Source organism: Acinetobacter sp. CS-2 (genome assembly GCF_016599715.1).
Classification (GTDB): domain Bacteria; phylum Pseudomonadota; class Gammaproteobacteria; order Pseudomonadales; family Moraxellaceae; genus Acinetobacter.
The window spans coordinates 2,873,006-2,899,353 of record NZ_CP067019.1 but is presented as its reverse complement, the minus strand read 5'-3'; the positions used below and the strand labels follow the sequence as shown (position 1 = coordinate 2,899,353).

Annotated in this window: 26 protein-coding genes; 15 read left to right on the top strand and 11 right to left on the bottom strand. The window is 41.5% G+C overall.

Annotation, left to right across the window (positions count from 1 at the left end; all coding sequences use genetic code 11):
- The first annotated feature begins 12 nt into the window (after window positions 1-12).
- The 7 genes from JFY49_RS14270 to rplS all read left to right on the top strand — a co-directional run bounded on the left by JFY49_RS14270 (window position 13) and on the right by rplS (window position 7,412).
- Window positions 13-4,074 carry a pilus assembly protein gene (locus JFY49_RS14270; RefSeq protein ID WP_200223266.1) on the top strand — a complete coding sequence of 1,354 codons (4,062 nt, stop codon included), beginning with the start codon at window positions 13-15 and terminating at the stop codon, window positions 4,072-4,074.
- Between the two features lie 8 nt (window positions 4,075-4,082).
- Window positions 4,083-4,676 (top strand): type IV pilin protein, encoded by a 594-nt coding sequence (locus JFY49_RS14265; protein ID WP_200223265.1) that lies wholly within the window; start codon window positions 4,083-4,085, stop codon window positions 4,674-4,676.
- On the top strand, window positions 4,676-5,101 hold the full coding sequence (locus JFY49_RS14260; protein WP_166168628.1) for a type IV pilin protein: 426 nt from the start codon (window positions 4,676-4,678) through the stop codon (window positions 5,099-5,101). Before JFY49_RS14265 ends, JFY49_RS14260 begins: the two co-directional genes overlap by 1 nt.
- Window positions 5,102-5,244: 143 nt before the next feature.
- Complete coding sequence (gene rpsP / locus JFY49_RS14255) at window positions 5,245-5,502, top strand: 30S ribosomal protein S16 (RefSeq protein ID WP_086197177.1); 258 nt, start codon at window positions 5,245-5,247, stop codon at window positions 5,500-5,502.
- 25 nt (window positions 5,503-5,527) lie between these two features.
- A complete protein-coding gene (gene rimM / locus JFY49_RS14250; RefSeq protein ID WP_166168629.1) occupies window positions 5,528-6,076 on the top strand; it encodes a ribosome maturation factor RimM in 549 nt (182 codons plus the stop codon).
- Window positions 6,077-6,118: 42 nt separating this feature from the next.
- Complete coding sequence (gene trmD / locus JFY49_RS14245) at window positions 6,119-6,868, top strand: tRNA (guanosine(37)-N1)-methyltransferase TrmD (protein ID WP_200223264.1); 750 nt, start codon at window positions 6,119-6,121, stop codon at window positions 6,866-6,868.
- A gap of 169 nt (window positions 6,869-7,037) precedes the next feature.
- Entirely contained in the window at window positions 7,038-7,412 is a 375-nt protein-coding gene (gene rplS, locus JFY49_RS14240) for a 50S ribosomal protein L19 (protein WP_086197174.1), read from the top strand.
- A gap of 67 nt (window positions 7,413-7,479) precedes the next feature.
- Here the strand turns inward: rplS and JFY49_RS14235 are convergent, their stop codons facing one another.
- From JFY49_RS14235 to JFY49_RS14225, 3 genes are all read right to left on the bottom strand, one after another.
- Window positions 7,480-8,445 (bottom strand): esterase/lipase family protein, encoded by a 966-nt coding sequence (locus tag JFY49_RS14235; protein ID WP_200223263.1) that lies wholly within the window; start codon window positions 8,443-8,445, stop codon window positions 7,480-7,482.
- 171 nt (window positions 8,446-8,616) lie between these two features.
- Window positions 8,617-9,600, bottom strand: a complete 984-nt coding sequence (locus JFY49_RS14230) for an esterase/lipase family protein (RefSeq protein WP_200223262.1) — start codon at window positions 9,598-9,600, stop codon at window positions 8,617-8,619.
- A gap of 89 nt (window positions 9,601-9,689) precedes the next feature.
- On the bottom strand, window positions 9,690-10,721 hold the full coding sequence (locus JFY49_RS14225) for a lipase secretion chaperone (RefSeq protein WP_200223261.1): 1,032 nt from the start codon (window positions 10,719-10,721) through the stop codon (window positions 9,690-9,692).
- Window positions 10,722-10,870: 149 nt separating this feature from the next.
- Between JFY49_RS14225 and truB the strand changes: the two genes are divergently transcribed.
- From truB to JFY49_RS14210, 3 genes are all read left to right on the top strand, one after another.
- Entirely contained in the window at window positions 10,871-11,779 is a 909-nt protein-coding gene (gene truB, locus JFY49_RS14220) for a tRNA pseudouridine(55) synthase TruB (protein WP_200223260.1), read from the top strand.
- 16 nt (window positions 11,780-11,795) lie between these two features.
- Entirely contained in the window at window positions 11,796-12,563 is a 768-nt protein-coding gene (locus JFY49_RS14215) for a sulfite exporter TauE/SafE family protein (RefSeq protein ID WP_180174748.1), read from the top strand.
- A gap of 115 nt (window positions 12,564-12,678) precedes the next feature.
- Window positions 12,679-13,146: a hemerythrin domain-containing protein gene (locus JFY49_RS14210; protein ID WP_200223259.1), complete on the top strand. Its 468-nt coding sequence runs from the start codon at window positions 12,679-12,681 to the stop codon at window positions 13,144-13,146.
- A 351-nt stretch (window positions 13,147-13,497) separates the two neighbouring features.
- Here JFY49_RS14210 and JFY49_RS14205 read toward each other — a convergent pair whose 3' ends face one another.
- Together JFY49_RS14205 and serA are read right to left on the bottom strand one after the other, a co-directional pair.
- On the bottom strand, window positions 13,498-14,364 hold the full coding sequence (locus JFY49_RS14205; RefSeq protein ID WP_166168782.1) for an EamA family transporter: 867 nt from the start codon (window positions 14,362-14,364) through the stop codon (window positions 13,498-13,500).
- 387 nt (window positions 14,365-14,751) lie between these two features.
- Complete coding sequence (serA, locus tag JFY49_RS14200; RefSeq protein WP_086195823.1) at window positions 14,752-15,984, bottom strand: phosphoglycerate dehydrogenase; 1,233 nt, start codon at window positions 15,982-15,984, stop codon at window positions 14,752-14,754.
- Between the two features lie 355 nt (window positions 15,985-16,339).
- Here serA and JFY49_RS14195 point away from each other — a divergent pair, with 355 nt between their 5' ends.
- From JFY49_RS14195 to JFY49_RS14180, 4 genes are all read left to right on the top strand, one after another.
- Window positions 16,340-17,749 (top strand): FAD-binding oxidoreductase, encoded by a 1,410-nt coding sequence (locus tag JFY49_RS14195; RefSeq protein WP_086195822.1) that lies wholly within the window; start codon window positions 16,340-16,342, stop codon window positions 17,747-17,749.
- A 111-nt stretch (window positions 17,750-17,860) separates the two neighbouring features.
- Window positions 17,861-18,241: a hypothetical protein gene (locus JFY49_RS14190; protein ID WP_200223257.1), complete on the top strand. Its 381-nt coding sequence runs from the start codon at window positions 17,861-17,863 to the stop codon at window positions 18,239-18,241.
- 94 nt (window positions 18,242-18,335) lie between these two features.
- Window positions 18,336-19,715 (top strand): AbiH family protein, encoded by a 1,380-nt coding sequence (locus tag JFY49_RS14185; protein ID WP_200223255.1) that lies wholly within the window; start codon window positions 18,336-18,338, stop codon window positions 19,713-19,715.
- A 251-nt stretch (window positions 19,716-19,966) separates the two neighbouring features.
- The gene (locus JFY49_RS14180) at window positions 19,967-21,196 is read left to right on the top strand and encodes an MFS transporter (RefSeq protein WP_200223254.1); all 1,230 of its coding nucleotides are present in this window, start codon (window positions 19,967-19,969) and stop codon (window positions 21,194-21,196) included.
- A gap of 148 nt (window positions 21,197-21,344) precedes the next feature.
- Here JFY49_RS14180 and JFY49_RS14175 read toward each other — a convergent pair whose 3' ends face one another.
- From JFY49_RS14175 to JFY49_RS14160, 4 genes are all read right to left on the bottom strand, one after another.
- Window positions 21,345-21,650: a DUF3817 domain-containing protein gene (locus JFY49_RS14175; protein ID WP_200224882.1), complete on the bottom strand. Its 306-nt coding sequence runs from the start codon at window positions 21,648-21,650 to the stop codon at window positions 21,345-21,347.
- 297 nt (window positions 21,651-21,947) lie between these two features.
- On the bottom strand, window positions 21,948-22,496 hold the full coding sequence (sodC, locus tag JFY49_RS14170) for a superoxide dismutase family protein (protein WP_200223253.1): 549 nt from the start codon (window positions 22,494-22,496) through the stop codon (window positions 21,948-21,950).
- Window positions 22,497-22,612: 116 nt separating this feature from the next.
- A complete protein-coding gene (locus JFY49_RS14165) occupies window positions 22,613-23,740 on the bottom strand; it encodes an AI-2E family transporter (protein WP_227609474.1) in 1,128 nt (375 codons plus the stop codon).
- A 131-nt stretch (window positions 23,741-23,871) separates the two neighbouring features.
- A complete protein-coding gene (locus tag JFY49_RS14160; RefSeq protein WP_086195815.1) occupies window positions 23,872-24,516 on the bottom strand; it encodes a ParA family protein in 645 nt (214 codons plus the stop codon).
- A gap of 119 nt (window positions 24,517-24,635) precedes the next feature.
- Here JFY49_RS14160 and JFY49_RS14155 point away from each other — a divergent pair, with 119 nt between their 5' ends.
- Entirely contained in the window at window positions 24,636-25,103 is a 468-nt protein-coding gene (locus JFY49_RS14155; RefSeq protein ID WP_092820151.1) for a Holliday junction resolvase-like protein, read from the top strand.
- Between the two features lie 37 nt (window positions 25,104-25,140).
- Here the strand turns inward: JFY49_RS14155 and JFY49_RS14150 are convergent, their stop codons facing one another.
- A complete protein-coding gene (locus JFY49_RS14150; RefSeq protein ID WP_200223252.1) occupies window positions 25,141-25,764 on the bottom strand; it encodes a class I SAM-dependent methyltransferase in 624 nt (207 codons plus the stop codon).
- A 148-nt stretch (window positions 25,765-25,912) separates the two neighbouring features.
- Entirely contained in the window at window positions 25,913-26,311 is a 399-nt protein-coding gene (tnpA, locus tag JFY49_RS14145; protein ID WP_200223251.1) for an IS200/IS605 family transposase, read from the bottom strand.
- Between the last annotated feature and the right edge of the window lie 37 nt (window positions 26,312-26,348).

Here is a 26,348-nt window from a genome sequence, read left to right as displayed (position 1 = left end):
GAGAATTTAAAGATGAAAAAAATAAATCAAAGAAATATGCTTTCAGCATCGGTATCAATGATGATGACCTTGGCTATTTGTCATAGTGTATCTGTACAAGCCAGTGATATTGAAATTTATAAAACAGGTTTTACTCCAAATCCAGTAGTAATGTTTGCACTAGATAACTCAGGGTCAATGTCTGTAAATGGTCGTCGTAGTGCTTTTGATTTAAAAGATTCTATGCAGGCAGTATTGTTAGGTGAGGGGAGTATTCAGCCCGCACGGAATATCAAGGCAGGATTATCTACTTTTGAAAGTCCACCATGGTATCCAATAAAAAATGGTTCTATAGAACTCTATAAGACTACAGTTCATCCTGCGACTGCTGAAGTAGACTCAGATACAACAATTCGGGTACCTCGTCGTGATGCAGGTTATATTGCTAGTCCAGCACAAATGCTTGATGACCGAATTGTTTATCCTTTTACTCGTAAGGACTTATTTCCATCTAATGGTGATGTTATTTTTAAAGAGGGTAACAATCAACCTGTAAAAACAAATGGTGAAGTTACGATTGATGCGGATAATAAAAAAGTCTACATTCGCTTTCAAGTAGATGTACCTCGAGGTGCGACAATTAATTCTGCTTATTTAGAGCTACGAAATTCTACTGATTATGGTTCAAATAAATTAAAGGTTCGTGTTGCAAAACATAATGATTTGTATGCAGCGAATCCACAGATTACTTCTTTGCAGACTTTTGCCCCTGGGGCAACCAGTAAAGCTGTAGTAAGTAGTGTGAGTAACGATTATTTAACTAAAATTTTTACAAATGCTACTACACAAAGAGCAATTGATATATATAAGAATTCATATAAGAATGACAATATTGGTAATCCTATGTATGTTTATTCCATGAGTGTTAAAAGCGAGATGGAAAACTTAATTAGGGATAATACGAATTGGTGTGGCATGGGCGATATCATTTTTGAATTGTCTCGGGACAATAGTAAAAATTATAAATTTTATGCTGATCGAGAAGATCGAATGAATCCGCATTTATATATTGACTGGACATTGAGTGATAACACAATACGTAATAATAACTGTATGTTCACCGATACCAAGCGTTCAATGGCACAAAGAATAACAAATTTAGGAGATGTTGGCGCAGTTGGTACAATGCTAGCTCGGCAATCTATGAATTTACAGGTGCAAAGGCTTCTAACAGATACAGCTACTCCATCTAACGCACTTTATGCTGAAACTGTGGCTTATATGCTGGGCAATAGTACCAAGCCATTAACCAATTCAAGTCCGGCGAACACCTCTATTGATGCTGCTCTTAGTGGGTTAACTACAGGTTTTAATAGTACTATTAAATATATTAGTCCAATTAAAAGTGTAAGTGATTATTTAGCAAATTCTACGAATATAAACAATGCTGCTGCCTACCTAAAAGAACAGCAATGTGGTCAGCATGGAATTTATTTTTTAACAGATGGTGAGGCGGAATTTAATGTAAGAGGTGCTACTAATACCAATGATAACTTATTTGCTTCGTCCATGGGGTGGAGTTCAATTTCTTGTAATAGTTTTGATACGTGTGCACAAACGATGGCGAGAGGGCTGTTAAAAGCCTCAGGATATACAGCGAATAATAGAAGTCTTAAAATTAAAACCTCTACTGTTGGATTTAACTATTCGGGGTCTTCATTATCAAGTTGGGCAGCGGCAGGTGGTGGTCAATATACAGCAGTAAATTCGAGTGGTTCAGGTGGTGCAAAACAAGGTATTGTGAATAGTATTAGTGCTTTTCTAGATGATATTTTTAATACTGATATTCCAGAACAGGTTGTGACAGGATCACCAACTTTACCACAAGACTCATTAAATCCGTTACGTGTTCAGCCTTATGGTTATTATGCTGCATTTACCCCTAGACCACAGGATTCTAGTCAGCTTTGGGCAGGTAATCTGAATAAATACCATGTCGTGAGTGGAGAACTCTACAATATTGCCAAAAACACCCGTTTAATTAACACTGATGGCTCACTGAATACAAATGCTCATGGTATTTGGACTAATGGTATGCGAGGGCAATTACCTTTAGGTTTGAGTACTAATGCAAAAAGTGAAACAGTTGCAAACCGTACTATTTATACCAATCGACAAATTACAGGCACCGCTGCCCCATTTGGGGTTAGTGAGCTTAATTCACTAAAAAAAGTGAATGTGGAAAGTTTATTTGGCACGGGTACAACAGCTCTATTTGCCAATGACCCAGACAAAAATTATTGGCTCAATTTACTGGGTTACAATGTAGGTGCAACTGAAACAGATATTACTTTAGAAAGTCTTGCTACGAATCCTGAACTTCGTCAGGTTGGTGCCGTGATGCATTCGACTCCAATTTTATTGACACAGAGTGGTGAAATTACTGTTAGCTCAACAGGAGTATTAGATACAACAAACCGTGATGACTATTTACTCTTTGGTAGTACTCAGGGTTTACTGCATGTAGTTGATGCTGCCACAGGAGTAGAGAAATTTGCTTTTGCACCCCATGAAATGATGCAAAATCAGAAAGCAGCATTCTTGTCTGAGACCAGTAGTACACAAGGCTCATCAAATTTGTTTTATGGTATAGATGCACCATGGACAGCATATACCCAATATGTGTCAAAAGCAGATGGGACATTAACTGTTAAGAGTTCTGATCGTACCAGTGATGGTAGTACTAATACTGATCTTGCTCTCAAAGGTTTGCAATGGGTATATGGTGGTCTGCGTATGGGGGGGCGTAGCTACTACGCATTAGATTTATCAGATCTAGATAAACCAAGTTTAAAATTTCATATTAATCCCGATGCAGCAGTGACTGCTACTGGAGCAGCAGATACTAATAATGCACTAAGCTATATGGGGCAAAGTTGGTCTAAACCAACGATTGCTTATGTTAAATTTGGTGGTGTTAAAAAACTAGTCATGTTTGTGGGTGGCGGATATGATTCAGGTTATGAAAGCACAAATTATAATCAAAGTACCACGACAGGTAGCGGGGCGGGTGTCTATATGTTTGATGCCAATACCGGTAATTTGCTTTGGTGGAGCAGTGCCAATGCTACGGCAGCTAAAGGTGCTGAAGCATATACTGATGCCAGCGCATCTGCGATTAACATGAAATATAGTGTGGTCAGTCAGATTAATGCGATTGATCGTGATAATGATGGACTTATTGATAACTTATATTTTGGTGATTTAGGTGGCCAGGCCTTTCGGGTCGATATAAATAATGCTGCCACGGGTATTGATGTGAGCGCTAAAAAAGGCAATTTTGTTAAACGAGTTGTGCGTTTATATAACGCTCATGTCAGTGGAGGTTTAAGTCCACGCTTCTACGAGATGCCAAGTTTCTCTGTGCATGAGGGCGTAGATGGTATATTTGGTGCGGTTGCTTTAAGTTCAGGCAATCGTAGTTCACCATTGGCAAGTGAAACTAATAGTGCTAACGATGCAGTGTATGTGATTTATGATAATGATGTCGCGCGTAACGATTTATATAGTGATATAACATTGAGAACCCCCACCTCGGCAGATGCAGGTGATGCTTTAGATACAATGATACTTGCAAGTGGTGTAGCACAAAAAACAGAAGCGACTTACAACCGTGGCTGGAAATACCAATATGCAACAACACCCGGTCGTTATAAAGGAATGAATGAAATTTTTGCAGTAGATGGCATACTTTATGTCAACGTGTACGATCGAGATGGCACAGGCATTGGTAGTACATGTACTGGCGGTGTGAATGGTGACTCCTATGTGTATCAGTTCTGTTTACCTACTGGAAAATGCACTGATAACTTCTATGCAACCGGACAAACTGCACCTAATCGAGTGAAAATCGGCGGTGGAATTTTAGGAACAGGTTTGGGGCAAGGTAGTGGTAACAGTGATCTGCAACGTCTAACAGTCAATCGACCTACGACACAGGATTGTACAACTACGGCAAATAAAAATAAGCCAGAATGTCAACAATTTAACACAACTGTAAAACTTAGACAGTTGCGTTGGTATGAAAGTCGATAGGGGGAATCATGAATAAAATACGTGCATTTACCCTGATTGAGCTGATGATTGTGGTCGCGATTATTGCAATTTTTGCAGCAATTGCATTTCCTTCATATCAACAATATATGGAACGACAGGACCTGGCAATTGCACGGCAGGAAGCATTACGCATTGCTGCTGAACTGGAGAGGTTTAAAGCAAAAAATTTTAGTTATAAAGGTTTTGATGCCAGTTATTTGTATAGTTATACAGGAACTGATGCTGAGGGAAATCCGACAACAGCAAGTTATTATGACGCTGAAACAGGACAATTATTGTTGCCAATAGGTTCAACTGCTTCAACAGCGAAATATACCTTAACGCTAGCCAATAATGGCACGGGATATAAACCTTTGACTTTTGCCAAAGATTCAGATGGTAATGAAACAGCGGCTTCTGCCAGTGTTAATGGTCTGAGTTGGGTGATGTCGTTACAGCGGGCTAAAGATACTTCAGGCGAGCCAAAACAGCCACGAAACTATGATTTATTGTTGAATAGTGCTGGGGTGCGCTGTATGACAAAAGTGAAAGATGTTGTTACAAGTTATAGGGGCTGTGGCGGGTATGGCGAGGTATGGTAATGAATAAAAATAAAGGATTTACCCTAATCGAGTTAATGATTGTCGTAGCAATAATTGCTGTTTTGGCAGCGATTGCTTACCCATCTTATACTCAATATAAAATTCGTACTAACCGTGCTGATGTACAAAGTGAAATGATGAATATTGCACAGCGCTTACAAAGTTATTACGTGATCAATCATAATTATACGAGCGCAAGCTTAGATAATGGAACGACCAGCAAGGACTATCCAATATCTAATCCTGTGTATAGAATTAACCTTGTTCCGAATGGTCAAAGCTATACATTAACTGCAACCCCCATATCCACTTCATCACAAGCAGGAGATGGTATTATTTGTTTAAATAATCAAGGACAAAAATTCTGGGCCAAAGGTGCAACAGCTTGTGTAATTTCAGCAACTTCTACTTGGGATGGTCACTAATCCAAATTCAAAATTGTGGATAAATAATTTTTGAGCTTTCATTCGGGGCAAACTTCACGTAAAATACTGCCCTCTATGAAAGGGGTTTGAAATGTATCGGTGGTCGGTGCAGGGATAATCCGTAAAAACTATAAGGTTCTATCATGGTTGTTATTCGTCTTGCACGCGGTGGTGCTAAAAAACGTCCGTTCTATCAAATCATTGTGACTGATAGCCGTAATGCACGTGACGGTCGTTTCATCGAACGTATCGGTTTCTTCAACCCTACAGCTCAAGGTAAAGCAGAAAAACTTCGTTTAGATGCTGACCGTTTTGCTCACTGGGTAGCACAAGGTGCTCAACCTTCTGAACGTGTTGCTTCTTTAGCTGCTCAAGCTAAGAAAGCTGCAGTTGCTGCATAATTTTTTATAAATTAGGTAGTTGCCCATGACACCAACACAGAATGTTCCCGAAGATCGTATTCAGATTGGACAGTTACGTTCAGCATATGGATTAAATGGGTGGCTCTGGGTCTATTCCAATACAGAACCCATGAGCAACATCTTTGACTATCTGCCCTGGTACATTGAGACCAAGGCGGGTTGGCAAATTGTCGATGTAAAACGTTGGAAACCACATGGCAAAGGCCTGGTTGTGTCGCTAAAAGGTGTGAGTGATCGCACTGGCGCAGACGAACTGGTTGGCTCCAATGTCTGGATTTCAAAATCGCAGCTTCCACAAGCAGGTATGGATGAGTATTACTGGACAGATTTGAAAGGCTTAACAGTGTTAGGTTTGGATGACGCTGAACAGGAAGTCAATCTCGGTAAAATCCATGAAATGTTTGAGACGGGTGCCAATGATGTCATGGTGGTTCACGCAACACCAGACAGTATTGATGCTGAAGAGCGTATGATTCCGTGGCATAAAGATGTGGTACAGCGAGTTGATCTTGAAGCTGGTCGTATCTACGTGAATTGGGGCGTAGATTATTAATCCTTTAAGGATGAACGCAGCAGGAAAATAGAGGAGTCTGCGATGTTTTTTGCAGTCATTACGCTTTTTCCTGAAATGTTTGAAGCGATTACAGCCTACGGTATCAGCGGGCGTGCGGCAAAACGTGAAATAGTACAAGTCACTTGTATTAATCCTCGCGATTATGCTGAGGGCAACTACAAAAGAGTGGATGAACGTCCATTTGGTGGTGGTCCCGGTATGGTGATGATGGCAGAGCCTTTGGCTAAAGCAATCAGCCATGCCAAAGAGCTTGCAATGCAAGCAGGATGTGTTCAGGTTCCCGTGGTGTATATGTCGCCACAAGGAAAAACCTTAAACGAACCTGCAGTACAGCAATTTGTCGAATATGACGGATTGATTGTGTTGTGTGGACGTTATGAAGGCGTTGATGAACGTTTGATCCAGCATTATGTTGATCAGGAATGGTCAATTGGAGATTACGTCTTGTCGGGCGGTGAACTGCCTGCGATGGTTTTATTGGACAGTATTATCCGGAGACTTCCGGGTGCCATGTCAGATGAACAATCTCACGTGCAAGATTCATTTGTGGATGGTCTTTTAGATTGCCCACAATATACTAAGCCAGACCATTTTGAAGGTTTGGATGTGCCTGAAGTACTTAAATCCGGGCATCATGCAAATATTGAAAAATGGCGGTTTTTGCAGCGCTATCAACGCACCTTGGAACGCCGGCCTGAGCTGGTTGAAAAGGTAGAGTTGACCAAGCAGCAAAAAAAATGGCTCAAAGATTCGCAAGAACAGAGTAAATAAGCTCAGTTTACGCAAACATACGACAAGCATGTCGCTTGAAGTATTTAATAGGCTCTTTATGCATTGAAGCGGTCAAGCATGAAGGGAAAGTCAATCGGGCCTATGCGCTTTAGCCTCTAGTCCCAGTGGATATCAGACCTCTTCTGACCCACATTATTGGAGATACCCCATGAGTGGTAAGCATCCTTTAGTACAAGCTGTTGAAAATGCTCAGCTTAAACAAGACATCCCAGCTTTTGCACCAGGTGACACAGTAGTTGTTCAAGTAAAAGTAAAAGAAGGCGACCGTGAACGTCTACAAGCGTTCGAAGGCGTTGTAATCGCTAAGAAAAACCGTGGCTTGAACTCTGCGTTCACAGTACGTAAAATTTCTAGCGGTGTTGGTGTTGAGCGTGTATTCCAAACTCACTCACCAATCGTTGCTGGTATCGAAGTGAAACGTCGTGGTGACGTTCGTCGTGCTAAACTTTACTACCTACGTGAATTGTCTGGTAAAGCTGCACGTATTCGTGAAAAATTACCAGCTCGTAAAACTAAAGCTTAATTGTAAGTTTTATACGAGTAAAAAAATGCGCCTGTTGGCGCATTTTTTATGTCTGAAATTTGAGTGGTTATAAGCCTTGCTGTTTTAAACGGTTGGCATGCTGACGGTAAACATCTACCGGATCCGGTGCAAATAAAGATTTCAGACCAAATACTTGATTGACTTCATCTAAATGGTTCCAGTTATAGTTATCGCGGATGGTTTTACCAAACTTGGCACTGCAACGTGACACCAGGCCATCATTTTCTTTACCGCCATCAATCAGCCAGCTGGTTACTTCTAAGGCTGAATCCGGATCAAGTACATTGGTCACAGTGCTGGTACCTGTAAAGGAATAGTTATATATACCGTTGTCAAGAAGTTTACCTTCCCCACATGGTGTGGTGGGCAGACCGATAGGGAACTTGGCATTAAACTGTGCAGCGCCTGCACGGGTTAAACTTGTTCCTCCTGCAAGTGAATCATGCGGAAAACTCTTTGGGTCAAGCCCTTGTGCCCAGGTAATTGCTTTGGAAACAAAATTGATGATACCTACCAGTGGACCTTCTATAGCTGTACCTTCAGCAGATAAAATTAAGTCTGCCACAGGCGAGCCTGTATTTGGAGCACCAACACCTGTCATGGAGGCAACTTTGTCTGGCATTGCGCCGCCCACATAGCGAATAGTTGGACCGCCATGCGAATGGCCTATCAGATTGACTTTCTCTGCCCCGGTTAATGCCAGAATCTCTTCGACTTGTTGTACCAGTTGTTCGCCACGAATTTCAGACGAGTTAAATGGCGATACACGGGTGGCCCAGACATTGGCGCCGTTTCGTGCCAAGTCGGGCAAAATCTGATACCAGTAATCAAGACCAAACTGGTCTGTACCTACGGTAATGAAACCTGCCATACCGTGACTAAAAACAATCGGATATTTGGTTTTTGCATAAGTTGAGACCGCTTTAGCTGTCACTTGTGAGGTATTGGATGCCTGAACAGTACCCAATAGTGTGCTGGTGAGTAAACCAGCGAGTAATAGTCCGTATTTCATAAAAAATCCTCATTTTTTTTGTTTTATGTATCCCTGCATATGCTAAATCTGGGGTGCTAAATACCAGACTCAGCGCATGATTTAAAAGTTGCAGCTCTGACCCAATCGTTAAGTAAGGTCCTGAACGATAAAGAAAATACATAAGAATATGATTTCTGATGCTTTTAGTTGTTATAAACCTTGCAGTTTGAGATGGTTGGCGTGTTGTCTGAACAGGGCAACCGGATCAGGAGCAAATAGCCCTTTCAGGCCAAACATCATATTCGCCAGATCGGTATGGTTCAGATTGTAATTGTCACGAATGACCTGACCAATATGCGAACTGCAACGGGCCACCATGCCATCATTGTCTTTGTTGCCATAAGACAGTGGACCGAGTTGCATCAGAATGCTATCAATGTCCAGAAGCTTGGTGGTTTGAGCTGTACCGCCCCAAGAATAGTAGTAAATATCCTTATCGACTTTTGCACCGCTCTGGTTACAGTCTGAAGCCAAAGCAGCAGTGGGGAAGCGTTTATTAAAGTTTGCAGATTCCACTTCCGTCAAAGACTTCATCGAAGCATCAAAGTTCACGGGAATGTCCGGATTGGCTTGAGCCCAAGTCATCAGTGGCCCAATAATGTATTGGCCCAGAATATTGAATGCCGTTCGGCTGATGCTATTGTTTTGAATATCATCGGCGACCTTGGAGCCGCGATAGGTTCCGCCCACGCCGGTGACTGATGCCACATATCGTGGTTCCACCGCTGCTACATATTGTACGGTTGGGCCGCCATGACTGTGGCCAATCAGGTTCACTTTATCCTTTCCCGTAATCGCGAGCACTTCTTCGACTTGAGCAATCAGTTGTTCACCACGGAACTCAGTGGTATTGGCAGGGGATAGCTGCGCGGCAAAAACAGTTGAACCATTGCGTGCCATATCAGGCAAAATCTGGTACCAGTAATCAATATTGAAACTGTCATCGCCAATGCGTGACCAGCCTAACCAGCCATGGGTCATGACAATCGGATACCGGGTCTTTGCATAGTCAGATTTGACCGTTTCTTGAATTTGCAAAATTCCTTTTGCTGCCTGTGTTTCAGCTGCCAGCCCCAGTGTCAGGGTCATCATGACAGCAAGCAGGGTCGTTTTTTTACTTTTTAAAGTTTTCATCAACTTTTTCCTTAAATATTTTTGTTTTTATTCATATCAGTATAGCCATAAGTTGATTAATCTCATCTTCTTATTGGCCTACATTGCGATTAATCGCCATACGGTAATTTTCCTCCCTGATCATGGATGGTTTCAAAAGTCCCGACTCGAAGTTGTTGTTGTGGTTTATTAAAATGCTGGGTACGTAATTTTTGCACGGCTTGCTGCTTGGCTTTGTCACTCATGCCGCTTTTCATGATGCTGTCCCGTTCATCCAGATACTGATTGACCTTAACTTTCCAGTCATTGCGTTGCTCATCTAAAGCCTCTAAACGTTGAGTGGCTTCAGGACCAACCAGATTCATGCGCATCTGATGAATATCTTGCGCTGATCCGCCACGCGCCTTAATGTCTGCCGTAAGTTTGCGCAGGTCTTCCAGTTTATTGAGTTGTTCGAGGTTTGCTTTCCAGTCTTCAGGTAACTGGTTAAAAAGATCTTTTAGTTTTTGTGCTTTTTGTGCTTCGGTCAAGCTCTTGTCTGCCAGAACGGTCATGCGATTGAGGGTGTATTCATGATAGGTATCTTCAGTGCCAAATAGGCCTTCAATTTCGTAATCAGAGAACAACTGTTTACGCAGATTTTTCATATTGGCAAAAATACTTTGATAATATTGAGGATCTTCCTTGTCGATATTGGGGGGCTGCAAATCGCCCAGTTTTTCCCGGTAATTGATATAGCGACTCCACAAATCAATAATTTGCCCTAGAGCGGGTTGCTTATAGTTTTGCTGTATATAAGTTTTAAAATCATGTTGGATCTGCTTCAGATCTTTTTCGCCATACTGGGTAATGAAATATTCAAAACAGTTGCGGGTCTGCTCATTTACGATTAAACGATTGGCATTGTCCAGGCGTAACTGACAGTTCACCTCAGTGTCTTGCTGGCTAGGACTGACGAAAGCTCGACTCTGATCTGTAGGGGCTGGCATAGACGATGTTAAGAGATGATTCTGCACCTCAGCCCTTTGAGCGGTTTCCGTTTGTTCTGCTGTGGATTGGGAAGGTGCGAGCCAAAATAACAGCACAGCCAAGCACACTATAATAACAAGCAAAATAATCCATAATTTATGATGTTTATGCATGTCCTATGCAACCTTCTTTATTGTGTTTTTTAAGGTTCTAAAATTGAATTCAATTTGCCATAAAGAAAGTGAATAAAACGTAGAAAAGTTGTAAAAAATGACAAGCGGTTGTTAACATAGCAGCCGTTTGAACTTGTTTGATTTTCACTATGAAAAAAACGTCACCTAAAATTCAACGCCGTCATATTAGCGGCGTATTTTTACTGAATAAGCCTTTGGGTATCAGTTCAAATGCGGCCTTGCAAAAAGTACGCTGGCTCTATCGGGCACAAAAGGCCGGACATACCGGAGCGCTAGATCCACTGGCCTCAGGTTTACTGCCCATCTGTTTGGGTGAGGCAACCAAATTTTCCCACTATTTACTTGATTCGACCAAGCGTTACCAGACCACCATTCATTTGGGGCACAGTACCACCACTGGTGATGTCGAAGGTGAAGTGTTACTGGAACAGGCTGTGCCTGTATTGTCTGAAGAGAAAATTACCCAGGTTCTGGAAAAATTTGTCGGCGATATTCAGCAAGTGCCGCCGATGTATTCCGCTTTAAAAAAGGAAGGCCGTCCGCTGTATGAGCTGGCGCGTAAAGGGATAGAAATTGAACGGGAAGCACGTCCGATTCATATTTATGCCATCGAATTACTTTCTTTTACTGAAAATAGTATTAGCCTGGATGTGACCTGTTCTAAAGGTACCTACATTCGTGTACTGGGCGAAGATATTGCCCAAGCCTTGGGTACATATGGTCATCTGACTTATCTGCACCGGATTAAAACCGGTCATTTCGACCTGATTCCTGAATACACGATCGAGTATCTGGAAAGTTTGACTGAGCAAGAGCGTGAGGCTTTGTTGTTGCCGGCTTATGCACCGGTCGATCATTTTCCTAAAGTTCAGGCGCCTGAAGGACGTGCAGAATATTTTAGCCGTGGCATGGAAAGTAATATTGAATATGCAGCTGAAGCTCAGGTGCTGGTGTTTGATGGTGAAAAATGTTTAGGTCTGGCTGAAATTACCGAGCGTAAACGTCTGGTTCCAAAACGTGTGTTAAATCTCGAATAATTGTTGAAATAAATGTATGGAAATTGAAATTATCTTAAGCCTTCTGTTTTTTGCATTTTTTGCCGGTGCGATTGATGCAGCAGTAGGAGGTGGCGGATTGATTCAAATTCCGGCCATTATGAATGCGATGCCACAGCTCAGTCCTGCGACGGTATTTGGGACCAACAAACTGTCATCCATCTGCGGTACCGCATCGGCAGCCTATTCATTTGTGCGTCAAGTCAAATTGCGCTGGAAGCTGCTGGCGGTAATTGCCAGCTGTGCATTTGTCAGCTCTTTTGCCGGGGCTGCCTGTGTCAGCATGATTCCCAAAGAGGTGCTGCGTCCTTTTGTACTGGTGATGCTGATTGTGATTGCCATTTATACCTTTATGAAAAAGCAGTTTGGGCAAGTGCATGTACGGCAGGAACTGACACCGAAAATCCTGCTGCTGGCCGCTGTTGGTAGCCTCGCGATTGGTTTTTATGACGGTATTTTTGGTCCGGGTACCGGTAGCTTCTTTATCTTCTTTTTTATACGTTACCTGCAAGCGGACTTTCTGCATGCTTCTGCTTTGTCCAAGGTTGCCAATTTAACCACTAACCTGGCGGCACTGAGCTTTTTTGCCCCGACTGGTCATGTCCTGTTTGGTTTGGGGCTGATGATGGCTGCTGCCAATGTAGTCGGTTCAATAGTCGGCGTGCGGGCGGCATTGAAATATGGCAGCGGCTTTATTCGGATTCTGTTTTTAATTTTGGTCAGTATCCTGATTGTTCGTTTGGGATATCAGACCTTTTTTCCATAAATCATTCTCGACATTAAAATTTTTCATACAAATTCTCCTTATAAAAGTTCCTGAATATTTGCCCATTCCACTCTATGCTGGATTAAAGGCATGATAAAAACAGGAGAAAAATTACATGATGACCATTTTTGAAGCATTAAGGGAAAGTCATGAAATCCAGCGTGATCTTTCAGAAAGATTACTGCAAACTTCTGGAGATTCACCAGAACGCTATGAATTATTCCAACAACTAAAGAATGAATTATTTGCACATGAAACGGCTGAAGACCGTTATTTTTATATTCCACTCATGATGACAGATTCTGGACTGAATATTACCCGTCATGCTTTGGCCGAACATCATGAAATGGATGAGATGATTGAAGAGCTGAGTGAAATAGATTTCAGCAATCCCGGCTGGATTGCGTTAGCCAAAAAGCTTTCTGAAAAGGTCCATCATCATTTGAAAGAGGAAGAACACGGCTTTTTTCAACAGGCCGGAAAAATTCTGGAAGAGGAACAGAAAACAGCTTTAGCAGTGCAGTACAAGAATGAATATCGGCGTTATAAAGAAATGAAAAAAGATATGCTGGTAAAAAACTAAAATTTAAATTCAAAATTGCAGGATAAAAAAGATGGCGTTAGTGTCATTGCTGTCCCATAATTTGAATTTTATTTCCGCACCAAATCAATAGGATGATATTTGGCATTTAAGCATTTGGTATTTATTTTTTTCACAGCCTTGTCTTTTCTCTAAAAGTTTAAGTCACTTTGTGTAGGCTTAACCCTACTTTTGACAGACCAAAAGTAGGCAAAAGTCTTTATTCCCCATACACGACTTCCTGTCGTGATGGGGAATGTGTGGCATCCTTGCCACACTCACAAATCTAACACCTAGAATTCAACTATGGGACAGCAGTGGCGTTAGTGCCATCTTTTTTTGGAATTAATTATTTCAAGACTCGACTTTCTGGCTGGCTCGGAATGTCACGCCAACCGATGCCAGCATGACACACAGCAGGGCAATCCACTGTAACCATCCTATTTTTTCTCCAAGCAAAAGCAGCCCCGTGAGTGCTGCCAAAGCAGGAGAAAGGCTGGATAAGGTGCCATAACTCAGTTTGCTTAAATGCTTCAACGCTTGCAGGTCGAGGGCATAGGGAATGGCAGTGGCCAGTACTGCGATTGCCAACGCTTTGCCCCAGTACTGGGTCTCAACCAATGCAGCTGCATTGTGGTAGAGTCCAATCGGTAATAGCGTCAATGCAGACAAACTGATAGCAATGGTTAAAGCGTGCATGCCAATATTCTGATGCACCACCTTTTGACCAAAATAAATATAAAATGCCCAGCATAGCCCGGCACCGAGAGCACAAGCTGCAGCGAAAATCGAAAAATTCGCACTCTGTGTCTGTCCCCATGGCACCATCAAGGCAATGCCTAAAATGGCCATTCCCACCCAGATATAGTCACTGCGCTGCTTAATCGACAGTAAAGCCAGTCCTAAAGGGCCGATGAATTCCAGACCCACCGCAATGCCTTGAGGCAGTTTCCCCAAAGACATATAGAACAGGATATTCATGAATCCAAGTGCTGCGCTATAACACAGCAAATCGCGCCATTTTAAAAAAGACAGCCGCGACAAAATTTTCCAGGAACGGAACATGACCCCAATAATGATCGCAGCAAAACACAGCCTTAAAATCGTCACGGTCAATGGGTCAAGCACCAAGAACAATTGTTTGGCAAATGATGCACTGATTTGATAAGAGATCATGGACAGAACCATGAACACTACGGCAAGAAGTTGAGAGTTTGGCATGAGACACGCAGTTGGATGGTCCGTCGAATAGACCATGTTTCAGGTGCGCACAGTATAGCGGTTCATGCTGAATTTTTAAGTTTTTACTGGAGGAAAATTTAAATTCATAACTTTGAATTTAAAATAATTGGTGGATGCAGGATTGCTTTATCGATTTGAATTTAAATGATCCATTTTTTAATTTGTCTGCAATTTTGTTCTTTGCAAGTGGATCAGGGTAATCAGCAAGAGCAGCGATGCTTGTACAGCAGGAGTGATTTTAAAACTGGGTATAAACTAAATTGGCTTGTTCAAACAGCATGAGATAGATAAAACGCCAGATTTTAAAAATTTTGAAAAATAAAAAAACCACAGCATGAATGCTGTGGTTTTTTAGAAAATTTTAAATTAGAACAATACGCGAACGCGGATTGTGCCTTCAACTTCGTGAAGTGTATCGAGTGCTTCTTTAGATGCAGTTGCATCTACGTCCATCACCAGGTAACCGACATCACCTTTAGTCATCAATGACTGACCAGAGATGTTGATGCCGTGTTCAGCAAACAGGTTGTTGATTTTAGAAAGCACGCCAGGAATGTTTTTGTGAATGTGCAGTAAACGGTGTTTACCTTCAGTCAATGGCAATGCGATTTCTGGGAAGTTCACAGCAGAAAGCGTCATACCTTTATCTGAGTAAGCAACAAATTTCTCTGCAACTTCAAGACCGATGTTCGCTTGCGCTTCCATGGTTGAACCACCCACGTGAGGGGTCAAGATCACGTTGTCCAGGCCACGAAGTGGAGAAACGAATTCTTCACCGTTGGCTTTAGGTTCTTTAGGGAATACGTCCACTGCAGCACCGGCAATGTGACCAGATTTGATCGCATCAGCAAGGTCTTCAATGATCACACATGTACCACGTGCAGCATTGATGAAGATCGAACCTTCTTTCATTTGTGCAAATTGGTCTTTGCCAAAGAAGTTACGTGTAGACGGAACGTCCGGAACGTGTAGAGATACCACGTCTGCATTTGCAAGCAATTCGCCCATGCTACCGACTTGGCGTGCATTACCCATAGGAAGTTTAGTTACCACATCATAATAAATGACATTCATACCCATGCTTTCAGCAAGCACTGAAAGTTGAGAACCGATTGAACCGTAACCGACGATACCTAAAGTTTTACCACGAGTTTCAAACGAACCGACTGCAGATTTGTTCCAGCCACCACGGTGAGTAGAAGCAGATTTAGCAGGTACGCCACGAAGCAATAAAATGGCTTCAGCAAGTACCAGTTCAGCTACTGAACGGGTATTTGAATATGGTGCGTTAAATACTGGAATACCACGAACCATCGCAGCATCAAGATTTACCTGATTGGTACCGATACAAAAACAGCCAACAGCAATCAGCTTGTTGGCTGCTTCAAATACTTCTTCAGTCAGTTGAGTACGTGAACGAATACCAATGAAGTGGGCATCTTTGATCGCTTCTTTCAACGCTTCACCCTCAAGCGCAGTTTTACGATAGTCGATGTTGGTGTATCCAGCAGCATTTAAAGTGTCGATTGCGTTTTGATGAACGCCTTCTAACAACAAGAAACGAATTTTATCTTTAGGCAGTGAAAGATGTTGGCTCATTACGGCTCCGCTACAAAGGCCAAATTTAGTCGCGATATGATAACATACGAGAAGGGTCTATATACATTTCCTTTATGACCGAGACTATAGGTATTTTTGCCATACATATGTCAGGAACTACAGATTTTGGTCTAACTAAAACTGTAATTTTTAAGCCTAGATTGTCAAAATGCTTATTTTCACCGGGTTTTAGTAAAAAATGTCTTATAATGTCGAGTAGTGAAATCGATCACAGTTATAGTGTTGATTTTATGCTCACACCCAGTCTAAGACATTATTTTTTTGTAAATCTCTTTGCAAAGAATGCTCTATAGACCATCCACCACTTGTATATTTCTTGCTAGGTCTGCAAACGATGAATGCTCCAGTCGCTTTAACACCTGAGTTATTAACCCAATTGACAGCCATTGTGGGTGAAAACCGCATTAAAACTGATGCTGCTAGTCTCGATGCCTGGGGCAAAGACTACACCAAGCATTTCGATCCAAACCCATCAGTCATTGTTTTTCCATCAAGTACGGAACAGGTGCAGGCGATTGTTAAATTTGCCAATGAACACAATATTGCCATCACACCATCTGGCGGCCGTACCGGTTTATCTGCCGGTGCAGTAGCAGCCAATGGTGAAATTGTGGTCAGCATGGACAAGATGAACCAGATTCTGGAATTCTTCCCGGCAGACCGTATGGTGCGTGTACAAGCGGGTGTGGTGACTGAACAGTTACAAAACTATGCTGAAGAACAGGGCATGTATTATCCGGTAGATTTCGCGTCTTCAGGTTCATCACAAATTGGCGGTAACATCGGCACCAATGCCGGCGGTATTAAAGTGATTAAATACGGCATGACCCGTAACTGGGTGCTGGGTCTGACCGTTGTGACCGGTAAGGGTGATATCCTGCGTCTGAACAAAGGTATGATCAAGAACGCGACCGGTTATGCCTTACAACATTTGTTCATTGGTGGTGAAGGCACTTTAGGTCTGGTGACTGAAGCTGAAATCAAGCTGGAACGTCAACCGCAAGACCTGCAAGTGATGGTACTGGGTGTACCTGACTTTGAAGCAGTGATGCCTGTACTTCACGCATTCCAGGCGAAAATTGATTTAACTGCATTTGAGTTCTTTGGTGAACTTGCGATGCAAAAAGTGCTGGATCATGGTCATGTACAACGTCCGTTTGAAACGGAATGTCCATTCTATGTACTGCTTGAATTTGAAGCGCCATTTGAGCCAATTATGGACAAGGCGATGGAAATTTTTGAGCATTGCATGGAACAGGGTTGGGTGCTCGATGGAGTAATGAGCCAAAGCCTGGAACAGGTACACAGCTTATGGCGTTTACGTGAAGATATTTCTGAATCGATTGCACCGTTTACACCATACAAAAATGACATTTCCGTATTAATTACGCATGTTCCTGCATTTATTAAAGAAATTGATGCCATTGTTGCGGATAATTATCCTGACTTTGAAATTTGCTGGTTCGGCCATATTGGTGATGGTAACTTGCACTTGAACATCTTGAAACCAGAGAACCTGTCTAAAGATGAATTCTTTGCCAAATGTCAAGTAGTGAACAAATACGTATTCGAAACCGTGAAAAAATATGACGGTTCGATTTCTGCGGAACATGGTGTTGGTATGACCAAAAAACCTTACCTCAATTACACCCGTTCTGAAGAAGAAATTGGCTACATGAAAGCCTTGAAACAGGTATTCGATCCAAACGGTATTATGAACCCGGGTAAATTATTCGATCTTTAATATTTAACCTGTAAGTTCTGAGCGCCGATGACTACATAACTGTTATCGAGTATGAAAAAAAGGCATGGCATCATAGATGCTATGTCTTTTTTTTATGGGGGATATTTCCCAATGTTACGTTTACTCTCTACCTGTATCATTTGTTTGGGCTTAATCACGACGGGTTGTGCAACGACCAAGAAATTGGCCTCTAAAGTGAATATTGGTTCGTCTGATACCCCAATGGCTCAGGTATTAAAAGAGCGTCCGGAACTACATAAAAATCTGACTACAGTCGATGTACGACAATATTTTAACCGCGCCGAGTCACCTACAGCAGCACAGGTGAAAGTGACTGAAACTGGATTAATGGATGATTCAGTCCGTTCAATCCGTACGACTTATAGCTTTAAAAATATAAATGGCAATTGGAAAAAAACGGGAACACAGACCGAGTATCAATGCCAACGCAGTAAAAATAGCAAAGCATTTCAGACGGCAAAATGTCCTTGATGAATTTTTAATTCAGGATTGCTATTTCGGCCATTATGCCGCATAAAAAGCGTATCGATTGATGCGCTTTTTTGCGTTTGGGGATACAAGAACAATGAATATTTTGATTGTCGGAAACGGTTTTGATTTGTCGCACTATTTGCCGACAAAGTATGATCATTTTATGGATGTAATGGGTGCAATAGAAAAAAAGAATTTAGGTAAGCCAATTCAGAATGTTTTTAGTAATCCTGTGAATACTTTGCCTGAATTAATATTGAAAGTTTTAGAAATAAAAAGAGCAGTAGATGAAAAAACGTATCAGATGAATTTTGATGATTTATTTGCTATATGCCGAGATAAAAAATTTGTTAGTAAAACTAAAGAAATATATGACACAACGTCCATTATTCTTTCTATAGAAAGAATAGTAGAACTCCAATATAAGCTGAAAAATAATTGTTGGTATCAATATTTCAAAAATCATGTCGAAGAAATAAAAACATGGATTGATTTTGAACAAAAAATTGAAGAAGTTTTAATTGTTTTAGCCCGCTGTATTGTTGAAATTAGTTCATTTCATGATGAATCAAAAGTTAAGCGTTATTTAAATAATGTGAATCAAGACAATTTAAATGTAAGAAAAAAGGATTTAGTTGTTCTAAATTTTTTTAATTTTACGGTTGTTAATCAAGCTGCAATACAGCAGCCAATTTCTTTGAATAAAATTTTTTGTCATGGAGAAAAGATTGAAAATGGATTTAACCCATCTTATTTTGTAACTAGCATTCATCAACACTTAGAAGAGTTTATTGAAATATTTAATTTATATATTGAATTAGTCATTAATCAATTAATTCCAGCACATAAATTTTCTATTGAAAGTAATGAATGGATTAGTCCTGATCAGATTTTTTCTTTTAATTATACGAATACTTATCAAAAGTTTTATGATCAACTGACTGAAACAGATTATTTACATGGACGTTTTGGTGAAAAGCAAAATATTGTTTTAGGTGTTTCAGATTTACACAATGAATCCTTAAAAAAATTAAAAGCTTATGGATTTACTAAATATCACCAAAAACTTTTAAAAGATACAGATTATCAATTTTTAAGTGAAAATTGGCATGCGATAAATCTAAAGTCTTTTTGGCAATCTGTAAAAAATGGAAAAGCTATTACTTTGGAAGATAAAGAAATTCATCAAATGAATATTTATATTTGGGGGCATTCGTTAGATACTTCTGATGAAACTTATATTAACGAAATTTTTTCATTTAATACTGAAGTTGATGAGCAGGTTAGAGTAATTGTTTATTACTTTGATACTCAAGCTAATTTTGATCTTTTGGCGAACCTAATCCATATTTTGAAGAAAGATAAAGTAGAGTTATGGATGAAAAAAGGTTGGCTTAAATTTGAACCAAATCCTGATATAGCTAAATTAAATAATATAGAACCTGTGGAGCTACCCAAATTAGCCGAAGCCTAATTTTGTACCCAACTTTCTATCTGCTAAACTACACCTACTCAAGCAAGTAGGTGTTTTTGTTTGAGCCAGATATATTTCATGAAACACTTTTATCTTCTTAGACACCTTGTGAATACGGTGTTTTAAATCACTTATAACCAGTGCATTTCCCAAACTTTAATTTAAACACTCAATGCTTGCCATTGGGCTGACGCTTCTCTCCCTAAAAATAGTGCGTAGCTCTACAAGCCTAAAATATATGTAGAAAAACAATGCAAAACGTTCAAACTACCACCTTAAACCGTGCCACGCTAATGTTTCCATTGGCATTGGTGCTGTTTGAGTTTTCCGTCTATATCGGCAATGACCTGGTTCAGCCTGCCATGCTCGCCATTACCAAAGACTTTGGCGTAAGCAGTTCATGGGCACCATCTTCCATGTCGTTTTATCTGCTCGGTGGGGCATGTGTGGCATGGTTGCTCGGACCATTGTCCGACCGTTTGGGACGAAAAAAAGTGCTGCTCGCAGGGGTACTGTTCTTTGTACTGTGCTGCTTGCTAATTTTACTGACGAAAAATATTGAAAGCTTTTTAGCACTACGCTTTTTACAGGGTATAGGCTTAACCGTTATTTCCGCAGTCGGTTATGCCGCTATTCAGGAAACTTTTGCAGAACGCGATGCCATTAAAGTTATGGCGCTGATGGCGAATATTTCCCTGCTTGCACCCTTACTCGGTCCCGTGATTGGTGCATTCCTGATTGATCACGTGTCATGGCATTGGGGTTTTATTGGTATCGCATTTTTAGCCTTTTTAAGCTGGTTTGGACTGAAAGCCAAAATGCCGGATACAAAGCTGAGCATTCCAAAACAACCATTCAGTTACATTCTGGATGACTTTAAACAGGTCTATAAAAACAAACGATTTTTAATCATGACTTTGGCCTTGCCAATGGTCAGTATGCCGTTGATGCTGTGGATTGCACTATCACCGATCATGCTGGTGGAAGAACTGGGTTTTAGCAGCATGCAATACGGCTTGGCACAGTTTCCTGTATTGGGTGGATTGATTGTCGGGAATGTGGTGCTGATTAAAATTATCGACAAACTGGCTTTGGGTAAATCGGTACTGATGGGCTTGCCGATTATGCTGCTCGGAACTGTGGTTTTACTGGCTGGAGTGATCTGGCAGGATTATCTGATCTGGTGCTTAATTGCGGGCATGACCTTGATTAGCTTTGGTGAAGGCATCAGTTTTTCCGTGCTGTATCGTTTTGCGCTGATGTCATCGGAAGTTTCCAAAGGGACTGTTGCAGCTGCGGTTTCGATGCTGTTGATGTTCAGCTTCTTTATCATTATTGAACTGGTTCGGATGATGTATGAACACTACCATTATTTGGCCTATAGCGTGGCCTGTTTTATTTTGATTGCGCTGTGGTTTAGTTTTCCGCGCACTATACTCAAACAAATTTTAAAAGAACGGGTGGAGCAGGGGGTATTTTGATATTCAGACCTCTCCCTTGCGTAGCAGCGCTGCTCATCTCCTGAAAGGAGGGGAATATACTGATTTCAAATCAGTATTTTCTTCCAGTAGGAAATGAGGGTGTATCCTTATTATTTCCTGAAAAAGAAAATAGCCTTTTAATCAGAAATTATAACTTGGATTCAGCAATCGGCTGCTCAACAGCCTTCAACTTACGATCGAAAACAAAAGTGCCAAACGGTAAAATAGATGCGATTAAACCCAGAATAAACATCTGAATCGACCATTTCTGTTTTTCGCACACGATAAACAAAACAATTAAAAACAGGATAAACAGTACGCCGTGTCCCATGCCGACATATTTCACCAAGATTGGATTATCGAACATATATTTCATCGGCATAGCGATGAAAAGAAGCAACAGAAAGGAAAGTCCTTCTAAAAGACCGACAACACGTAAAGTTTGAATATTCATGGTCATGTTTAAATCTATGAGAATGAACCCTGAGTGTACCGAATATTGTCGTAGTGGTGAATGAAAATAGAATGTATTTTAAAAAATTATCAAATACTTATAATCGCGTATTGAAATCGGTCTTTCAGGCAATTCAGGGTTTTTCTAAAGTTCAATTGTTATAGATATAGCCTACTTTTTCCGTAGTGCTGTAAATTTATCAACCCCAATATGGCTCAGTATGATTTCTGATTGTCAGGTCATCATAAAAAAGCAGACACTCTGCCTGCTTTTGGATTTTATGGTTTTAGGGATACATTATTGAATCACACCACAGGCGATCCGTTCTCCACCACCACCTAAGGGTTTGGGCTCATCGGCATAGTTATCGCCACCGGCATGGATCATAATCGCCAGGCCTTGAATATCAGCCAGTTTTAAACGTGGGGCCACCAGTTTTTCCTGGGATTTTCCTGAAGCATCCACTGTAATGAGGGGTAAATCGCCTAGATGGCCAGTGAGTGGCGTACCGTGATGTGGCGCCTGGTTTGGATTGAAATGACCGCCTGCGGCAAGGGCAGCGCCCATTTTGCCATCTTTTTCTGCCGGGCCACAGAAGCCTTTTTCATGAATATGGAACCCGTGAGGGCCGGGTGGCAGATCACTTAAATCGGTATTGATGACCAGACCAGCCGGGCTATCGCGTAATTCTACAGTCCCGATTTTATTGCCCACACCTTGCGCAGTGACGGCATTGACCGTGACACGTTGCGCTTTATGTTCGTTTATGGGCATGGTGCCGGCACAACCCGCTAAAAATATGGCACCAAGTGTTGCCATTGCACCTGGTTTAAATAATGTTTTCATGACTCGAAGCATCCCGATTTTTCTTATAATTGGCACCATTGAAACAAAGTCGTGGATGCAAGACCAGGTGATTTAAGTAGTGCAATGTATAAGTTTCTTAACTTTTATCTGCCAGCTTAATCAGTGTTATGCGTTTCATCATCAATATCATGGGCAAGGGTGGCTTTAGGCATCATTAAACCTTCGGTTTCATTGGTTTCATGCAGCCATTCCCGCCAGATTGCCAGTAATACCGCCAGAATGACCGGACCGACAAATAATCCCACCATACCAAAGCTGGCCAGTCCACCCAGCACACCAAACATGATCAGCAAGAACGGAATTTGAGTGGCACCGGAAATCACCAGAGGACGGATCACGTTATCTGCGGTACTGACAATACACACGCCCCATACCATCACTCCAATCGCTTCAATGGTATGTCCCTGAGAAAATAACCACAGTGAAACAGAGGTATAGGCAACCGGAGGTCCAAAAGGAATCAGTGCCAGCAGGAAGGTAATAATGGTCAGCACCATCGGGTTAGGTACATCGGCCACAAAATAGCTGATGCCCGCCAGTATCGACTGGGCAATGGCAGTCAATCCAACGCCATAGACCACGGCACGGGTAGTATCGGAAATGGTGGCAATATAATGATGGATACGCGGACCAATCACCATTTCCAGGGCTTTGCTGACCTGATGTAAAATGGTGTGACCATCACGGTAAAAGAAAAATAACGACATCACGGCAAAGCAGAGCTTGATCAGATTTTTGCTGACTTCGTTCAGTACCGCTTTCCCGTAATTTAAATGACCCTGAATCCAGATCGAGACGGACTGGATAATGCTGTTCGGGTCCTGATTAATCTCTCTTAACGTCCGTGAAATTTCTTTGCCAATAAAAGGTAACTGCCGGATAAAGTCAGGAACATTCAGGTGACCGGAAAATACCTGTTTCTGTAATTCGTAATACAGATTTCGCCCTTCATGCTGTAACATGAAAATGGCAAAAATAATCGGTAAACCCAGAACCAGAACCACAGAAAGAATCATCACTGTGGCACTTAGCGTAGGGCGCTGTCCACACATGCGTAATACCGACTGATACAGCGGCCAGGTGACATAGGCAATAATTGCCGCCCAAACCACAGGTACAATAAAATACTTGAGCACATGAAAACTCAAATACATCAGGACAAAAAATAGTCCAAATAATAAAACCTTTTGTAATGTGGGCGCGTAACGTTGCACTGAATTCACTGACTACTTCCTAAGTTCGGAGTTCATCTTAACCGAAAAAAAAGCTCCCGAGAACGAGAGCTGGGTAAGTTGTGATGAATATTTATTGCACATTTCTAGGCAAAAGTTTGCGCTGTGTCTATTTAATGCGATTAAAACCAGGCGCTGGGATCATCAACAATCGCATTTAACAGCGGTTGCCATTGATCTTGCATAGCCCGATAGTTTTTTTGTGTTTTATCAAAAATACTCAGTCCCTGCATGGCAAGCTGGGCATAGGCAGCACGCTCGGAAATCCAGGCCACCGGCTGTTGTTCAATTTTCTGGAAAAAATCCTGAATATCTTTGGAACTGGCAGTGTTTGCTTTCATGCGGTTAGCCAACAGTAAAATCTGTACCTTCCCTTTGCGGATGCGTTTAATATCCTGTAAATGTTTCAGGAAACGGCGCGTACTATCAATATCAAAGAAAGACGGCTGCAATGGGGTAATAATGGCATGTGCTTCACTGATTAATTGTTCGGCATGCTCGCCAGATAAGGCTCCTGGTGCATCAATAATCAGATATTCGATATTTTTAGGTACATCGCCAATTGATTTTTCCTGACGCCAGTCCAGACTTTGAATAGGAGCCGCCTCTGGCGGTCGTTGTTTTAACCATTGCAAGGCTGATTTTTGATTATCGGCATCGGCAAGTGCGACTTTATACCCCTTTTGTGCCAAAGCGGCAGCCAGATTAATTGCAGTAACGGTTTTACCGCATCCACCTTTTTGATTGGCAATTAAGATAGTTTTCATAACCCTGATGATTTTATTCTGCTCAGTCCTAGCATATCATTGTTTGATGCAGTGAATATGACTCGGGACAAAAGTCTTAAGGTATAAGTAGCGGTAATTTTTGAAATTAAGGAATAATAATGTCCATTTGGATGGCAATGCTGATTGGGGCGTGTATAGGTGTGGTGCTCACCACCATGATTTTAAGCAATACCCGAAATGGACGCATTAAAGCAGAGTATGAACAGTACATTGCGGAACTGGAGCTGGAGCATCAGCAGGCTTTGGCGCATGCGCAAAAACGCAGTGTCAATACCAGCCGTGCAGTATTAAAAGGCAAGATGGCAGAGCAGCTGGCACCGATTATGCCCCAGTTTCAGTATTTACCCAGTGATGCCAAATTTCTGGGCGATCCGGTCGATTATGTAGTGTTTGATGGTTATACCGACCTGCGTGATGGCGAAGGAAGTCCCGATGATATCGAAGTGGTACTGATTGATATTAAAAGCGGCGGTGCACGCCTGACTAAAGGTCAACAGGCGATTGCCCAGGCCATACGCGAAGGGCGGGTACGTTTTGAAACAGTCCGTATCGATTTTGATGATTAAAACGGCGATGCTTATAAAACGCCGTTAAATTCAGGACTTACTGTTTTTGCGCACGCGCAAACAGCATGCGCTGTGCAATTTTAGGAATACCGGCTGCATCCAGATAATATTTTTCTTTAAAGCTGAAATCTGCATCCAGCAAGGCCTGTTCAATATTGCGGTTCAGATGACAGCCATCGGCAAGGCATTTTTGAACGGGTGTCAGCAGGTTTTGCAGATGTTGCAGTGTCGGGCGGTCAGAAGATAGTACATGTTCGACCAGATGCAAGGTTCCGCCAGGCTTGAGTACGCTATGTAATTCTGCCAAAGCCTGATCCAGATGTTCAATACTGCACAGTGTCCAGGTACTGACAATATTATCGATACTATGATCGGCAAAAGGCAGCTTTTCTGCACTGGCCTGAACATGCTGCACGTGAATGGCACTTTCATGTACGCGTTTAATCGCCAGCTGATAAATATCCGCATTCGGTTCAAGGGCGTAGAGGGTATCGACATTTTGATAAAAAGGCAGATTAACCCCAGTACCAAAGCCAATTTCCAGCACTTCGCCTGTAATGGGGAGTAGCAGTTCGCGACGCTGATCCATCAGGCTGGGTGTTTGCATCACCTGATTGAGCAAATGCGGAAAAATGTGTTGCTGGTAAAATTTATAAATCATTGTCACTTAATTTTTCTTTCTTTATATCATTTTAGTTTAACCAATCTTCAGCTCAGAAAATAAGACAAAAAGTGACTGAATATATCTCTATCTTAAAGTGAAAGAGGACTCTACCCGACAGTCAGGGTGGAGGTGAATTTCACAGATTTTAACCTTGTTGGTTTTGAATGTACTTTTTAATAATATCCAAAGGCGCACCACCACACGACCCTGCAAAGTAAGATCGTGACCATAAAACAGGCTTGGCATAGCTACCACGTAAATCTAAAAATTCATTCCTCATTCTTCTGCTTGTTACAGATTTTAAATTATTAACTAATTTACTGAGTTGAACTGTCGGTGGGTACTGAATAAGCATGTGAACATGATCTGCTTCACCATTACACTCTTTTAATTCTGCATCAAATTCTTTACATATCTCAGATACACACTCAATAAAATATTTATGGTGTAACTCACCTAAAATTTTCTTCCTGTACTTTGTAATAAATACCAAGTGTACGTGTAAATTAAAGGCTGAATTGCGGTTTTTATATATTTCTGTCATTGATTGGGTGTTTATTTGGTGATAGTGTTATACATAT

Excerpts from the sequence above, each read along its gene's own strand:
- JFY49_RS14270 (WP_200223266.1), top strand. The coding sequence starts at position 13 with ATGAAAAAAATAAATCAAAGAAATATGCTTTCAGCATCGGTATCAATG.
- JFY49_RS14265 (WP_200223265.1), top strand. The coding sequence starts at position 4,083 with ATGAATAAAATACGTGCATTTACCCTGATTGAGCTGATGATTGTGGTC.
- JFY49_RS14260 (WP_166168628.1), top strand. The coding sequence starts at position 4,676 with ATGAATAAAAATAAAGGATTTACCCTAATCGAGTTAATGATTGTCGTA.
- rpsP (WP_086197177.1), top strand. The coding sequence starts at position 5,245 with ATGGTTGTTATTCGTCTTGCACGCGGTGGTGCTAAAAAACGTCCGTTC.
- rimM (WP_166168629.1), top strand. The coding sequence starts at position 5,528 with ATGACACCAACACAGAATGTTCCCGAAGATCGTATTCAGATTGGACAG.
- trmD (WP_200223264.1), top strand. The coding sequence starts at position 6,119 with ATGTTTTTTGCAGTCATTACGCTTTTTCCTGAAATGTTTGAAGCGATT.
- rplS (WP_086197174.1), top strand. The coding sequence starts at position 7,038 with ATGAGTGGTAAGCATCCTTTAGTACAAGCTGTTGAAAATGCTCAGCTT.
- JFY49_RS14235 (WP_200223263.1), bottom strand. The coding sequence starts at position 8,445 with ATGAAATACGGACTATTACTCGCTGGTTTACTCACCAGCACACTATTG.
- JFY49_RS14230 (WP_200223262.1), bottom strand. The coding sequence starts at position 9,600 with ATGAAAACTTTAAAAAGTAAAAAAACGACCCTGCTTGCTGTCATGATG.
- JFY49_RS14225 (WP_200223261.1), bottom strand. The coding sequence starts at position 10,721 with ATGCATAAACATCATAAATTATGGATTATTTTGCTTGTTATTATAGTG.
- truB (WP_200223260.1), top strand. The coding sequence starts at position 10,871 with ATGAAAAAAACGTCACCTAAAATTCAACGCCGTCATATTAGCGGCGTA.
- JFY49_RS14215 (WP_180174748.1), top strand. The coding sequence starts at position 11,796 with ATGGAAATTGAAATTATCTTAAGCCTTCTGTTTTTTGCATTTTTTGCC.
- JFY49_RS14210 (WP_200223259.1), top strand. The coding sequence starts at position 12,679 with ATGATGACCATTTTTGAAGCATTAAGGGAAAGTCATGAAATCCAGCGT.
- JFY49_RS14205 (WP_166168782.1), bottom strand. The coding sequence starts at position 14,364 with ATGCCAAACTCTCAACTTCTTGCCGTAGTGTTCATGGTTCTGTCCATG.
- serA (WP_086195823.1), bottom strand. The coding sequence starts at position 15,984 with ATGAGCCAACATCTTTCACTGCCTAAAGATAAAATTCGTTTCTTGTTG.
- JFY49_RS14195 (WP_086195822.1), top strand. The coding sequence starts at position 16,340 with ATGAATGCTCCAGTCGCTTTAACACCTGAGTTATTAACCCAATTGACA.
- JFY49_RS14190 (WP_200223257.1), top strand. The coding sequence starts at position 17,861 with ATGTTACGTTTACTCTCTACCTGTATCATTTGTTTGGGCTTAATCACG.
- JFY49_RS14185 (WP_200223255.1), top strand. The coding sequence starts at position 18,336 with ATGAATATTTTGATTGTCGGAAACGGTTTTGATTTGTCGCACTATTTG.
- JFY49_RS14180 (WP_200223254.1), top strand. The coding sequence starts at position 19,967 with ATGCAAAACGTTCAAACTACCACCTTAAACCGTGCCACGCTAATGTTT.
- JFY49_RS14175 (WP_200224882.1), bottom strand. The coding sequence starts at position 21,650 with ATGAATATTCAAACTTTACGTGTTGTCGGTCTTTTAGAAGGACTTTCC.
- sodC (WP_200223253.1), bottom strand. The coding sequence starts at position 22,496 with ATGAAAACATTATTTAAACCAGGTGCAATGGCAACACTTGGTGCCATA.
- JFY49_RS14160 (WP_086195815.1), bottom strand. The coding sequence starts at position 24,516 with ATGAAAACTATCTTAATTGCCAATCAAAAAGGTGGATGCGGTAAAACC.
- JFY49_RS14155 (WP_092820151.1), top strand. The coding sequence starts at position 24,636 with ATGTCCATTTGGATGGCAATGCTGATTGGGGCGTGTATAGGTGTGGTG.
- JFY49_RS14150 (WP_200223252.1), bottom strand. The coding sequence starts at position 25,764 with ATGATTTATAAATTTTACCAGCAACACATTTTTCCGCATTTGCTCAAT.
- tnpA (WP_200223251.1), bottom strand. The coding sequence starts at position 26,311 with ATGACAGAAATATATAAAAACCGCAATTCAGCCTTTAATTTACACGTA.